Genomic DNA, 12,425 nt, shown 5'->3' with positions numbered 1-12,425 from the left:
TGAGCCCACAAGGAGGGCACATGGGCCAGGGTCGCACACTTGTGCTGAGTCACACTGCGCAGGAAGGTGGCGCCGAGCTTGCGCTCGTCAGACTCGTGCGGAGACTCCGTGAACGTGGTGACGACGTTCACGTTTTGCTCTTCGCACACGGTCCTCTCGAAGATGCTCTCGCTGTCGCCGGAGTACCGACGACCGTTCGTCTCGCGTCCGCACGCATGGCGACAGCATCCCGTGGTCAACTTTCAGACGTGCGGCACGTGTTTTCACTTCTCACCGCTGCCGCCGACTTCATCGTGCGACTCCGCTCCGCTATTCGAGAAAGCGGGGCAGATCTCGTCGTCGCGAACTCGCTCAAGTCGGCAGCCCTTGCTGTAGTGGCCGCTCCGATCTCTGGGCGAGCCTGGGTGTGGAACCTACACGACAGGCTCACGTCGGACTACCTGCCGAGGGGACTTCTCATCATGATGCGAACCATCGCTGTCCTCGGGCCTCGCAAGATCATCGTGAATTCTCGATCGACCCTCGAAACGATTCCGCGGTGGGCACGGCGCCGGGCCGTTATCGCGTATCCAGGGATCGCAGATGATGCATTTGTCACCATGCTTCCAGACTCGCCACGCGTCGTCGGCATCGTCGGCCGCGTAAGCCCGACGAAGGGACAGCACATCTTCGTCGAAGCAGCAATTCGCGTTGCGCAGACGCATCCCGATGTCGCATACCGCGTGATCGGCACAGCGCTCTTTGGCGAGCAAAACTACGAGGCTGCGGTGCGTGAACGAGCCAGGGAATCGGCAGTCGCAGACCGGATGGAATTCACCGGCTGGGTGCGCGACGTGCCAGCCCAAATTGGGCGATTGAGCATCCTTGTGCACGCTTCTCCGATGCCAGAGCCGTTCGGTCAGATCGTCGTCGAAGCGATTGCCGCCTCGGTACCGGTCATCGCGACAGAGTCTGGCGGGGTCGTTGAGATCTTGGATGCCGGCTCGGTCACAACTGCCGAGCCGGACGTCGGATGGCGATTTACAGATCTCGGTGTGCTCGTGCGCCCCGACAACGCCGCGGCGTTAGCGTCGGCGATCGTCGCCGTTCTCGATGATCCAAAAGCGACGATACGGCGGGCTCAGCGAGCACGCGCCGACGTGAGTGATCGGTACGCGATCTCGCATACGGCCGATGTTGTGTCTCAGGCGTGGAGCGAAGCACGGCGACAGAGACCATCACAACGAACAAGGAGTAAACATGAAGTTGCGAACTGACGGAGTGACCTGGCAGGACGTTGACGGCGAGTTGGTGATTCTCGACATGGAGTCGTCCGTGTACCTGACCACCAACGTCTCAGGAGCGTTGCTGGCAAAGTCTTTACGTGAAGACCGCACAATGGCTGATCTCGTTAGCGCGCTCTCCGCGGAGTATGGGATCGACGCCATGATTGCCGAGCGCGATGCGCAGGCGTTCGTGCAACGACTTCGCGAGAAGAAGCTCCTGCTCGAGGACTGACGCGCTGGCGGTGCAGCGGGCTGGTTGAACCCAGGCCGACACTGTCCCCCTAAGTGAGGGTAGCTCATGTTCGAGTGCCCGGGTAGTGTTTCGCATACCGTGAGATTTGACGAACAGAGGGGGCGAGATGCCCGAGCAGGAACGGAGTTTTGCCCTGTCGAACCGCGCTCAGGCGTTCTTGCATGAGATGGTTCCCGGAGGCGCTCACACGAACGCTCGCGGTTCAGACCAATACCCCGAGCTGATGGCTCCCATCATCGCTCGCGGCGACGGAGCACGCGTTCTCGATGTCGACGGCAACTGGTTCGTCGAATACGGTGCAGGCCTCAAATCAGTCACGCTTGGGCACGGCTATGACCCCATCGTGCGTCGAGTGTGCGAGGCCGCCAGTTCCGGAGTGAACTTCACGCGGCCGTCCGTCTGGGAGCTGCGTGCAGCAGAACGTTTTCTGGACATGGTTCCGACGGCAGAGATGGTCAAGTTCGCCAAGAACGGTTCCGACGTGACGACCGCAGCGGTCAAGCTGGCCCGGGCGGCCACGGGTCGCGACCTGATCGCCGTCTGCCGCACGCAGCCATTCTTCTCCGTCGACGACTGGTTCATCGGGACGACGTCGATGCCCACTGGTATTCCTGACGCCGTACGCGAGCTGACTGTGTCGTTCGACTTCAATGATCTCGATTCGCTGAAGGATGTTTTGGCGAAGCACCCCGGTCAGATCGCCGGAATTATGCTGGAGCCAGCGACCGGAACGCGTGAGCCTCAGGCTGGGTTCCTCGAGGGAGTCCGCGAGCTGGCGGATGGCCACGGAGCTGTGCTGATTTTCGACGAGATGATCTGCGGCATGCGATGGTCTTCGGCTGGCGCGCAAGCCGTGTACGGCGTCACCCCTGACCTGTCGACCTGGGGTAAGGCCCTCGGCAACGGGTTTAGCATCTCAGCGCTCGCGGGTAAGCGTGATCTGATGGAACGCGGTGGGCTCAACACCGACGCGTCTCGCGTGTTTCTGCTCTCAAATACGCACGGAGCCGAGACGACGGGGCTCGCGGCCTACCTCGCTGTTGCCGACGTTTACACCGAGCGTGATGTGGTCGCCGAAATCGAGGCTGCGGGCCAGAAGCTGCAGATGGCACTTCTCGACGTCATCGAAAAGGCCGGCGTCAGCGATTACCTCAGTGTCTTTGGGCGGCCATCGGCACTCGTATTCGGAACCCTGGATGCCGCGGGCAAGCCATCTCAGCCGTACCGCACTCTGCTTTTGCAGGAGCTTCTTCGCCATGGTGTGCTCTGCCAATCGCTGGTGATCTCAGCAGCGCACAGCGATGACGACATTGCCGTCACTATTGAGGCATTTCGACGTGCGTCAGAAGTGTATGCACGCGCGATTGAATCGGGAACAACAGACGGCTATCTCTCAGGACGCCCGGTTGCACCGGCGATCCGCGAGTTCGCCGCCCCTCGAAGACTGGAGGTCTGACATGAAGGTCGTGCTGTTCTGCGGCGGCATGGGAATGCGCATCCGTGCTGACAACCAATCGGTGCCGAAGCCGATGACGATGATCGGTGACCGGCCAATGCTGTGGCACATCATGCGCTGGTACGCCTCGCACGGTCACACTGATTTTATTCTGTGTCTCGGGTACGGCGCCACGGCCATCAAAGACTTCTTCCTCTCCTACCGCGAAACCGCGTCGAATGATTTCCGATTGTCTGATGGCGGTCAGGCCATCGAGATGTTGGACACCGACATCTCTGACTGGACGATCACATTCGTTGACACGGGACAGTCAACGGCGATCGGAGAGAGGCTTCGGCGGGTTCGCCCATTTCTCGGTACAGACGAAATGTTCTTGGCGAACTACGGAGATGGGCTTTCGGACGTTGACTTGAACGGACTTATCCGTTCACTTCCTGAGTCGAGCGTCGGCAGCCTTCTCGCCGTACCGCCCCAGGACTCATTCCATGTGCTCGGCTTTGATCCGGGGGGAAAGATGACCGGAGTTGAAGCTGTCGCCGATATGGATATGTGGATCAACGGTGGCTTCTTTGTGCTGCGACAGGGAATCTTCGACTATTTAGAGCCCGGGGACGACCTCGTGATGAACGCGTGCATCAGAGCGGCAGCCGATGGCCGGTTCACCGCAAACCGGTATCGGGGATTCTGGGCGTGCATGGACACGCTCAAGGAGCGCGCGTATCTCGAAGAACTCCACATGAGCGGCGAGGCCCCGTGGGAAGTCTGGAAACAGCCGGTTGCCAGCATGCAATTGGTCTCGTAGTCGAGCAGACGTGAGCACACCCCTGCAGTTGCCGACTGGTCCGTTGGTGGTACTCGCCGTCGGGGCCCACCCGGACGACATCGAGATCGGATGTGGTGGGACGCTTCTAAGCCTGACCAAACGCGGGGGCGTCGATGTGCGCACGCTTGTGATGACGGGAACCGAAGAGCGCCGTGCCGAGGCGCGACACGGAGCGCGGCTTTTCGGCGCCTCGCAGGACCCTCTGCTGCCCGGGCTTGTCGACGCTCGGCTTCCCTCTATGTGGGGAGCGGTCAAGGATGCACTGCACGACTTCCGCGACAGCTCACCCGTTCCAGATATCGTTTTTGCGCCTCGAGCAGACGACGCCCACCAGGACCATGCTCTGATTGGGTCGCTGGCCTCCACGGTGTGGCGCGGTCCGCTTCTTCTGCACTACGAGATTCCCAAGTGGGACGGCGATCGAGGGCGCCCGAGCGTCTACCTTCCACTTTCGGATGACATCGCGGCAGAGAAAGTCGCACGGCTGAATGAGGCGTTCCCGAGCCAGAGCGGTCGTGACTGGTGGGATGACGAATTCTTTTTCAGCATGTTGCGGCTCCGAGGCTCCGAGGCCGCCACGCGCTATGCCGAGGCGTTCTCCGCAGCCAAGCTCACACTCCAGGTGTTGTCGTAATAGCGCGAGCAGCGTGGGTTACGCACTCGGGCCAGTTGCTCTGAGCGGCGACAAGCTCTGCGATGCGGCGGGAGTGGCAACCAGTACGTCGTGCAGATAGCCGCGGCGTGCTGCAGCATCCGGAATATTCTCGTCGAGAGGGTTGCCCCCGGCCCCCTTCCGGCGCTCACGGGCTTCGATGCGTCGCACGTCTGCCCACTGCCAGAAGGCAGACCCAAGAGAGGCAATCGCGCTGTCGCGTGCGCTCGAGAACTCGAGCCCTGAGATGGCGCGGTCATGGGGCAGACCAGGAAAGGGGTGCGATGTCTCGCGGTACCGCGCGGTGAGACCAGAAGGCGATGCCGAGGCGCAGCGGCGCAGTCGTTGCGTCAGGGCAAATGAGGCGCCGAACGTGCGCTCGGCCCGCTCGATGACCATCGCTACGGGCGTGGCTACGCGTGCGCGCCGTGCATCGTCAGTCAAGCGCGGCCAGTCGATTGCCGCACTCTGCGCGCAGTGAAAGACATCGGCGATCCACATCAGCCGGTTCGCCCCGTTCTGCGCTGCATGGAACGCGACGTGGAGGAGAAGATCGGTCGGATCGAAGACCGGCACGGTGACTCCGGAACCGAGAGCGAGGTGGCGTGTGCGAGACAGCATGGTCGGCAGATCGATGTGGAAGGTGCTGCGCGCTCGCGGCGTCACAGAGATGTCCCAGTGCAGGTCGAGGGGCAGCCCAGAGGGCCCGGCCAGTGCGACCTCGGCGCGAGCGAGCCGTCGAATCTCTGGCCAGTTGCGATCGACAAGCGAGAACCCGGATGCTTCGAGCACGGTCAGTGCGGCAGCGAAGTGAGCGGGATGCACGAATACGTCAACGTCGGTGAACTCGCGCATATCCGCGTGCGGCCAAACTGCGTCGCTGAGAACGGGCCCCTTCGACACGGCCCAGAGAATTCCGGCATCTGCAAAACCCCGGGCGACATGCCGCAGGTCGTTGCCGGCCTGCATCTGCCGCATCAGCTGCTGGTGGCGAACGGCGTCGAGAGTGCGCAACCAGTCCGCTGCTTCGGGGAGGCCGAGAACCCGCCGGCGCAGGGCGGGAAGAATGCGGTGCATACGCCCCGCGGTCATCAGCTCACGTCCGTCGAGGTGCGCGCGTATCGGCGCTCCGGAGTTGGTTCCCGCGGCGCTCTCGACGAGCAACGCTGCCAGAGCGAGACGGTTGACGCTCATGCGTCCACCGTGGTGAGCAACGCCGTTGTTATTCCCTCGGGAAACGGGGGGCCCCAGGGAATATGACCGAGAAGTACAGGAACGCGTGCGGCAAGCACTGAGGCATCCTTGAAAACGCGTGAGAGCACGCTCTGGTCACGCCAGCCCATGAGCCGCGGAAAGCCAAGTAGGGCGAGAAGTGCGTCTTTTTCTCCGAGTCGCTCGAAGCGCATGGGCGAGCCATCTCGCGTCGGAGTCGGAACCACAATGGCGTGGAGCGGCACGTCTGCAGCGTCGGAGTGGCGCGGGGCGATCACCCGACGGGCATCTGCGCTCACGCGAAAAGCGCCACCCGCGGCTCGATCGGCGAGCTCCTCGATCCCTGAGCGGAGTCGCAGTTCGCGTGAGCCTCGACGAATGCGCGGGCGCATCTGGGCGCTGTCGACAACGAGAACGTCGTCGGTGATGACGGATGCCCCCTCAGCGCAGAACAGCGTCGCCATCGTCGTCTTGCCCTGCCCGGAGTGCCCCACGAAGGCAATGCCTCGCCCGCCTACGTCGACGGCGCTGCCGTGAAACACGGAGGTGCCCTTGAGGTATAACAGGAGCGACACTAAAGCACCCACAGTCATCACGCCGTCCATGCCACGTTCCACGCCAGCATTCATGCGAAGCTCGACGTCTCTGAAATCGGATGAGATCAGATAGTCGCAGACGCCGTGCACCCGAAAGTGCAAGTCCCCCTGTGCTGTTCTGACAAGCGTGTACCAAGGCTCGTTCGTTTCGAAATCGAGGAGTCGTTCGCCCGACGGCTGGGGCACATTCGTCTGAAGGTCTGGTCCGGTTCGCACCCGCACGTCCGTCTTCTCGAGATCGGACGCTCCGGCGTCGTGGAGGTCGAAGTCAGTTTCGATTCCTAGCCCATAGAGCATGGTCTGGCTCATCATGATCCCTTCGTCGGCGCCGTCAACACAGAAAAGCGCTCGGAGCCGTCGGGGTCGAGACTGACCCCGTCGATTTCAACCCACGCGTGAGCGGCAACGACTCCGTTTTCTTTCGATACTCCGATGCGCAGAATCGGGGTGCGGTCACGCAGAAAGTGGCCGCCGACAATCGCCCGGCGAAGACAGGTGCCATTAAACGGAGGCTGCCGAAGCAGACGCCAAGCGGTGTCGAGCTTCTCCCGTTCGCGCGGCGTGAGGTTTACCTCCGCGAGGGGCGCAGTCGGTGCCGCAATGCCGTCCATGAGTACGTGCACATGACCGACACGGGCCGCCCGGGCGACGCCGCCCCGTCGCAGGGCGGACTCGACGCGAATCGCGACGGCCACGGCCTCGACGAGATCTGCCCATCGTCGCGGAGGATACGCGAGCACCGTGCGCACGCGATATCTAAGCGACATGAGGCACGCTCGGAATGTTGTTGTCGCTGAGCCATGCCGCGTGCAGATGCACATCTGAAAGAACGGGGGGAATGTCCGAGAGCCACGCGTCACGCAACTTGTCATGATCAATGAACCGCGAATCGACTCCGTTGCCGCTCCACTCTCGGGCGAAGTCCCGTTCTCTGTGCGTCCAGCGCACGTCGTTGAATGAGGCCTTCGTCTGCCGCGACAAGACACGATCCGGCAACAGATTCCCGAACAGCGAGCGCATCATCTGAGTCCGATTTCCCGGCCCCCAGTAATGCGCCGTGGCTGAGAGCGCCGAGACGAATCTCGGGTGCTCAAGCGGATTCTCGCAATGAAAACCGGCGACATCGAAGACTCCGCGAAAGTTTGTGTTTGCCATGCGCGCGGGGCGCGATTCACTCATTGACCGAAGGCCCGCAGACCAGCTCAGCGGCTCTGGCGTCATGCGCTGAATGACATCAGTGAGCATCGTCCGGCCCTCTGGCGTCAGCCACGGCGAGGCTATCTGCAGGTTGTCGGCCGCTGTGCGGCGCCAGCGGGACACGGCAAGTGCGCCGTAGGCTGCGCGCAGAGTTTCGCGTGGACGCCGAGCACGAATGGCATCTGCGGTCCGCGAGATTCGCCGAGGGCCGATGACGAAGTCTCCCCCCTCGCCGCTGAGCACGTTGCCGAGAGGGAGATCGTCCACGTATGCGGCCTGGACATGCAAACTCGGCGGCCAGAGGAGGCCAGTGCTCCGGAGGCTCTCTTCGCTCCGCGAACTGAGCAGTGACTGCTCTCCGGTGAACCGTCGAACTATCGTCTGTGTCAGCTTCAGATGTGAGAGCACGAGATCTTGCCATTCAGTCTCGTTTGAGTCGGGAGCGTCGTTGTGCCGACCAATGAGAGGGATCGGGTCGTCTGCCCCGAGTTCTCGCGCGACGCGCGTCGCCACAGCGAGAACCGCGGATGAATCGCGACCTCCAGAGAAGAGCACGTACGTGGTTCGCCCCGACACCAGCGGACCGATAATTGCTTTCAGCGCGTCTACCGGCGATTCGGCCGATCCCTCACGCCGGGGGATCCCCGAACGCGGCGGAGTTGCCGCTTCAGGCATGCCGAGAGTTTGCTCGGAGCGAGTGAGGCGATCGAAAGTGTCCATTGTGTACCAATCACGTGCGCAGCGGACGGCAACTCTGCCGCCCGCTGCCCGCTTGCTGTGTTAGCGAGATCCCTTGGGCGGGTCGCCGAACCAGTCCCACCAGTTGCTGTTGTCCCGCTCACTACCCGGTTTCCATGAGCCGCGGGTAACACTGGAGAAACGTCCGACTTCGCTAATTCGTGGTGACTCGTATGCCATTTCAATCACTTCCTTACGGTTATCTCGACCCGCAAAGAAGTTTTCAGCGGGACTACCCTGACGGTAGCAAAGCTGAGAATCGCTCACAATAAAAAACACGACAAAAACGTGAAGAACCCTCGAATTGGGGGTGGTGAATGCGCCCTTGGCCCTCGGGTTAAGGCGCGTCACGTGGTTATGCTCGCCATGTGGCGAACGGAATACAGCAGCCAAGGGCGCGCAAAAGCGTCGGCAGACTTTATAGGCTCATCGCCTTCAGTCTTTCCCTCGTGTGGTCGGCCGCACGGGGTCCATTCGTGTGGCTGATCGTTCTTCAGCTCGCTGGTGCAGGACTCCTGGCTGCGCAGGTACTCACCGTGCAGTGGGTCCTTAGCGGCATCCTGGGTTTGGGGTCGCCGACGGCATCGATCGCCTCGCTCGTGCTCGCCGTCGTCACGCTCGCACTCCTGACGGCGGCCACTGCTGTTAATGGCTCCATTCAGGGGTCTCTGGGTCGCTACGTCGGTGAAACCGTCGCGCGGGCCATGTGGCAGCGGCTTCTTGACGTGTCAACGGGCGTGGGGCTGCGTCGCTTCGAGTCACCGGAGTTCTTCGATCGACTCGAACGTGTGCGCTCGAGCGCATTGACGCGGCCCTTTCAAGTCACGAATGGGGTCATCGGCGTCGTCGGTACGGCCGCTGCTGGAGCAGGACTCGCGATTACCCTTGCGACGTTCAACCCTCTGCTTCTGCCTCTGCTGCTGCTCAGCGGTCTTCCTATTGTGATAACGAGCCGACGTGAGAGCCGGCTTGAGTTCGCGTTCAACGTGGCGCAGACGCAGCCTCTTCGTCAGAGAACCTATACATCTATTCTGCTCACGGGCCGCGATGAGGCGAAGGAGATTCGGGCGTTCGGTCTCGCTCGCACGCTCAGGGAGCGCTTCGACCGACTCTACGGAACCTATCTCGCAGACTTGCGCTCCCACTTGCGTAAACGAGCGACGTACAGTGTGATTGGCCAGCTGACCGCGGCACTAGTGCTCGGCGCAACCTTGCTGGTGCTCGTGTGGCTCATCTCCACCGGTGGATTGGATATTGCGTCCGCTGGGGCAGCGCTTGTTGCAGTGCGCATGCTCGCGACGCAGATTCAAGGACTCTCGGGGAGCATCCAATCGATTTTCGAATCAGGACTGTTCATCGATGACCTTCGGGAGTTCATCGATCTGACCCCAAGCAACTCAGAGGCGGACGTTGTCGGTACAGAACTCGATTTCGAGGAAATCCGGGTCGACGGCGCGAGCTTCACCTATCCAGGCCGTGAAGCTGCCGCTGTCAAGGATGTCGATCTTCGAATTGAAAAAGGGGAGGTCGTCGCCATCGTCGGCGAGAACGGCTCAGGAAAGACAACCCTGGCAAAGTTGATCGCTGGCCTTTATCCGCTCGATCAGGGAGTGATCTCATGGGATGGCACGAGCACGACATTGTTGCCACCAGGCGCTGTGCGCGCCAGCACTGCTGTCATCTTTCAGGATTTTGTGCGCTATGCAATGGATGGGACGTCGAACATTGCATTCGGCCGCCCGGAAAGCGCTGCAGATGAGCAACGTGTGCGTGAGGCGGCGGAGGCTGCCGGCGCTGAGGGCTTCCTCGAGTCGCTTCCCGAGGGCTACGACACTCCGCTCACACGACTGTTCGAGGGAGGACGCGATCTCTCCGGCGGGCAATGGCAGAGGGTGGCAATTGCTCGTGCTTTCTACCGCGATGCACGACTCGTCGTGCTCGACGAACCTTCGTCGGCGCTTGACCCGAGAGCTGAGTATGAACTCTTCTCATCGCTTCGCCGCACACTTGACGGGCGCTCCGCGCTCGTGATCTCCCATCGCTTCTCTACGGTGCGCAACGCTGACCGCATCTATGTAATGGACAACGGAAGCGTGGTTGAAATGGGGACGCACGACGAACTGATGCGACGTCGCGGAACCTACGCAGAATTGTTCACGCTTCAGGCTTCTGCGTACCTCTCTGGGGACGAAGCGGCGTAGCAGGACTCGCCGTCGCGACCCAGATGACAAGCCATGTCGTGGCCAGTGTTGCCGTCGAAAACACGGCAATCGTTCCGACGTCAGCTCCGGCGAGCGGTGCCAATGCCGTAAGTGCCACTGCGATGGCGGCGACCGCGCCGCCTGGCCCATGGGCGACAGAGCCGAATCGACTCAGCGATGCAACGCGCATGCGAGCTGCCCAGGGTGCGATGACTCCGGCAAGAGCGAGACCGCCGAGCACGTCGCTCGGACGATGAGCCATGGTTGTGACAGATGCAATGCCGATCGCAGTGACAGCGGCCACGACCAGGCAGAGAACTATTGCGCGAACACGGCTGCCTGGCAGCATCCGCACGATCATGATGGCGGCAAGCGTGCTCACGGCGACATGTCCGCTCGGGTACGTATTGACGGTGTAACCGAAGTCTCCAAAGTAGGGGCGCTCGAGCAGGGAATACTTCAGGATGCTGCTGGCGGCGAACGCGCCGATGATTGCACACGTGCCGACCGCGGCTTCGAGCAGAAGTCCCCGACGGGCTCCGACCACGCCCAGAACCACGGCGGCAGCGCAGAGAACGTATGGTGTGAGAGCTCGGGTACGTAAGAGGAGAAGGTCCGCGAGTGGCGGGAGCCAGTCGAAGACTCCGAAGCTGAATGCATCCGTGTACTGTCCGACGGGCGTCAGTACGGCGGCAACGAAGACCATGACGAAGGCGACAGTTGAGGCGATGCTCCAACCGCCGGCCCTTCGCAGGTGACTGTACCTCTTGTATCGTGCGTCAGCAGTGAGCAAGCTCCTCCTCGACGATATTACGGAGGCGGGCAACGAACCGGCTCTCTGAGAATGACTCGGAGTGGTTGATGATGCTCCGAGTGGACCAGGGAAGTCGAACCATCTCCTCGACTGCGGATGCCACGGAGTCGACATCGGGATGCTCAAAGAACACGCCTGTGACGTTCTCGACGATGGTGTCGAGGTAGCCGCCGTCGCGCAACGCGGCTGTGGGGCGCCCGAAACTGGCGGCCTCGAGTGGGGTGAGTCCGAAGTCCTCGTACGACGCGGCGACGAGCCCGGAGCTGTTCTCATAAAGCCAGCGCAGTTGGCCGTCGCTGACTCTTCCGAGTAGGTGGGTGCGCCCCGTGTGTGAGATGAGCGACTCGAGGCGCCTGCGCTCGGGCCCCTCTCCCACCACAACAAGATCGAGGTCAGGAATCTGCGCTATCGCTTCGATGACGGTGTCGACGTTCTTGTACGGCAGTAGGCGCGCGACGCAGAGCACGAACGGCTGCCCAATTCGTGCGATCGGTTGAGGAGTCGCGGTCAGGGCGGACAGAGCCGGTGGCGGCGGAAGCACTTCCGCATCGATGCCATAGACCTCGGCAACGGCACGCTTGATGATCGTCGAGTTCACGATGTACCGATCAGCCGTGTGTGCGGCCTGTTGATCCCACGCGCGCAGATTGGGGCCAACGACCCCCGAGACTGCCTCGATGGCACGAGAGCGTATGCCATGACTGTTATTGGATCCCGCATACCGTTCGGTCTGGTAGAGCCAGCGCGCTGGAGCGTGACAGTACACAACCTTGCGACCCGTGGTCTGGATGCCATGAGCCCATCCGCTGGAGCTTGCGACGAGCACGTCCGCGTCGACGCGGCAGTGCGAGATGGCGCCCTTAAGAAAAGGTAACGCGAGGCGATGGTGTGCACGAAGCATTTTCCATCGATTGATCGGCATCGGCTTGACGTCAATTGCACCAAACTCGGGAAACGTTCCGCTCGGGTTGTACAAGGTGGTGTGCAGAGGAAGTTTGGGAAAAGCGCGTGTGAGTGTCAGGGCCACGCGCTCGGCGCCTCCACGTTGGGTCACGTAGTCATGGGCAAGAGCGATGTCCGCCACGGGGTTCCTCTCGAAGTCGCGAACCGAGCGAATCCTAAAAGTGAGGAAAGCTCAGGTAAGATAATTCGAGACTACGTTTGAGGAGACGACGGCGCACGCCCCAATACGAGGGTGAGGAATCCTCATCTTTGACG

At 61.8% G+C, this 12,425-nt stretch carries 13 protein-coding genes; 6 read left to right on the top strand and 7 right to left on the bottom strand.

Going from position 1 to position 12,425, the window contains the following annotated elements:
- The first annotated feature begins 20 nt into the window (after nt 1-20).
- The 5 genes from HCR84_RS13255 to HCR84_RS13235 all read left to right on the top strand — a co-directional run bounded on the left by HCR84_RS13255 (nt 21) and on the right by HCR84_RS13235 (nt 4,431).
- A complete protein-coding gene (locus HCR84_RS13255) occupies nt 21-1,256 on the top strand; it encodes a glycosyltransferase family 4 protein (protein ID WP_166980292.1) in 1,236 nt (411 codons plus the stop codon).
- Nucleotides 1,240-1,497 carry a PqqD family protein gene (locus tag HCR84_RS13250; protein WP_166980294.1) on the top strand — a complete coding sequence of 86 codons (258 nt, stop codon included), beginning with the start codon at nt 1,240-1,242 and terminating at the stop codon, nt 1,495-1,497. Before HCR84_RS13255 ends, HCR84_RS13250 begins: the two co-directional genes overlap by 17 nt.
- 127 nt (nt 1,498-1,624) lie before the next feature.
- Nucleotides 1,625-2,974, top strand: coding sequence for a glutamate-1-semialdehyde 2,1-aminomutase (locus tag HCR84_RS13245; protein ID WP_166980296.1), 1,350 nt, complete (start codon nt 1,625-1,627; stop codon nt 2,972-2,974).
- A gap of 1 nt (nt 2,975) precedes the next feature.
- Nucleotides 2,976-3,776, top strand: a complete 801-nt coding sequence (locus tag HCR84_RS13240) for a glycosyltransferase family protein (protein ID WP_166980297.1) — start codon at nt 2,976-2,978, stop codon at nt 3,774-3,776.
- A gap of 10 nt (nt 3,777-3,786) precedes the next feature.
- Nucleotides 3,787-4,431, top strand: a complete 645-nt coding sequence (locus HCR84_RS13235) for a PIG-L deacetylase family protein (protein WP_235940690.1) — start codon at nt 3,787-3,789, stop codon at nt 4,429-4,431.
- 18 nt (nt 4,432-4,449) lie between these two features.
- Here the strand turns inward: HCR84_RS13235 and HCR84_RS13230 are convergent, their stop codons facing one another.
- From HCR84_RS13230 to HCR84_RS17840, 5 genes are all read right to left on the bottom strand, one after another.
- Nucleotides 4,450-5,643 (bottom strand): nucleotidyltransferase domain-containing protein, encoded by a 1,194-nt coding sequence (locus tag HCR84_RS13230; RefSeq protein ID WP_166980299.1) that lies wholly within the window; start codon nt 5,641-5,643, stop codon nt 4,450-4,452.
- Nucleotides 5,640-6,569, bottom strand: a complete 930-nt coding sequence (locus tag HCR84_RS13225) for a hypothetical protein (protein WP_166980301.1) — start codon at nt 6,567-6,569, stop codon at nt 5,640-5,642. Before HCR84_RS13225 ends, HCR84_RS13230 begins: the two co-directional genes overlap by 4 nt.
- The gene (locus HCR84_RS13220) at nt 6,566-7,024 is read right to left on the bottom strand and encodes a lasso peptide biosynthesis B2 protein (protein WP_166980303.1); all 459 of its coding nucleotides are present in this window, start codon (nt 7,022-7,024) and stop codon (nt 6,566-6,568) included. Before HCR84_RS13220 ends, HCR84_RS13225 begins: the two co-directional genes overlap by 4 nt.
- Nucleotides 7,014-8,129 (bottom strand): asparagine synthase-related protein, encoded by a 1,116-nt coding sequence (locus tag HCR84_RS13215; protein WP_166980304.1) that lies wholly within the window; start codon nt 8,127-8,129, stop codon nt 7,014-7,016. Before HCR84_RS13215 ends, HCR84_RS13220 begins: the two co-directional genes overlap by 11 nt.
- A gap of 105 nt (nt 8,130-8,234) precedes the next feature.
- Nucleotides 8,235-8,372: a lasso RiPP family leader peptide-containing protein gene (locus tag HCR84_RS17840; RefSeq protein ID WP_350339522.1), complete on the bottom strand. Its 138-nt coding sequence runs from the start codon at nt 8,370-8,372 to the stop codon at nt 8,235-8,237.
- Between the two features lie 296 nt (nt 8,373-8,668).
- Here HCR84_RS17840 and HCR84_RS13205 point away from each other — a divergent pair, with 296 nt between their 5' ends.
- A complete protein-coding gene (locus HCR84_RS13205) occupies nt 8,669-10,393 on the top strand; it encodes an ABC transporter ATP-binding protein (RefSeq protein ID WP_244972486.1) in 1,725 nt (574 codons plus the stop codon).
- Here the strand turns inward: HCR84_RS13205 and HCR84_RS13200 are convergent.
- Nucleotides 10,347-11,186 carry a phosphatase PAP2 family protein gene (locus HCR84_RS13200; RefSeq protein WP_166980308.1) on the bottom strand — a complete coding sequence of 280 codons (840 nt, stop codon included), beginning with the start codon at nt 11,184-11,186 and terminating at the stop codon, nt 10,347-10,349. The two genes, HCR84_RS13205 and HCR84_RS13200, sit on opposite strands and share 47 nt — an antisense overlap.
- Nucleotides 11,173-12,291, bottom strand: a complete 1,119-nt coding sequence (locus HCR84_RS13195) for a glycosyltransferase (protein WP_166980310.1) — start codon at nt 12,289-12,291, stop codon at nt 11,173-11,175. Before HCR84_RS13195 ends, HCR84_RS13200 begins: the two co-directional genes overlap by 14 nt.
- Nucleotides 12,292-12,425: the final 134 nt, after the last annotated feature.

Source organism: Paramicrobacterium fandaimingii (assembly GCF_011751745.2).
In the GTDB taxonomy this organism is placed as follows: Bacteria; Actinomycetota; Actinomycetes; order Actinomycetales; family Microbacteriaceae; genus Paramicrobacterium; species Paramicrobacterium fandaimingii.
Note: the sequence above shows the minus strand (reverse complement) of the source record. Positions and strands in the feature narration are given on the sequence as shown.

Coding starts and splice junctions, on each gene's coding strand:
- HCR84_RS13255 (WP_166980292.1), top strand. CDS start 21: ATGGGCCAGGGTCGCACACTTGTGCTGAGTCACACTGCGCAGGAAGGT.
- HCR84_RS13250 (WP_166980294.1), top strand. CDS start 1,240: ATGAAGTTGCGAACTGACGGAGTGACCTGGCAGGACGTTGACGGCGAG.
- HCR84_RS13245 (WP_166980296.1), top strand. CDS start 1,625: ATGCCCGAGCAGGAACGGAGTTTTGCCCTGTCGAACCGCGCTCAGGCG.
- HCR84_RS13240 (WP_166980297.1), top strand. CDS start 2,976: ATGAAGGTCGTGCTGTTCTGCGGCGGCATGGGAATGCGCATCCGTGCT.
- HCR84_RS13230 (WP_166980299.1), bottom strand. CDS start 5,643: ATGAGCGTCAACCGTCTCGCTCTGGCAGCGTTGCTCGTCGAGAGCGCC.
- HCR84_RS13225 (WP_166980301.1), bottom strand. CDS start 6,569: ATGATGAGCCAGACCATGCTCTATGGGCTAGGAATCGAAACTGACTTC.
- HCR84_RS13220 (WP_166980303.1), bottom strand. CDS start 7,024: ATGTCGCTTAGATATCGCGTGCGCACGGTGCTCGCGTATCCTCCGCGA.
- HCR84_RS13215 (WP_166980304.1), bottom strand. CDS start 8,129: ATGCCTGAAGCGGCAACTCCGCCGCGTTCGGGGATCCCCCGGCGTGAG.
- HCR84_RS17840 (WP_350339522.1), bottom strand. CDS start 8,372: ATGGCATACGAGTCACCACGAATTAGCGAAGTCGGACGTTTCTCCAGT.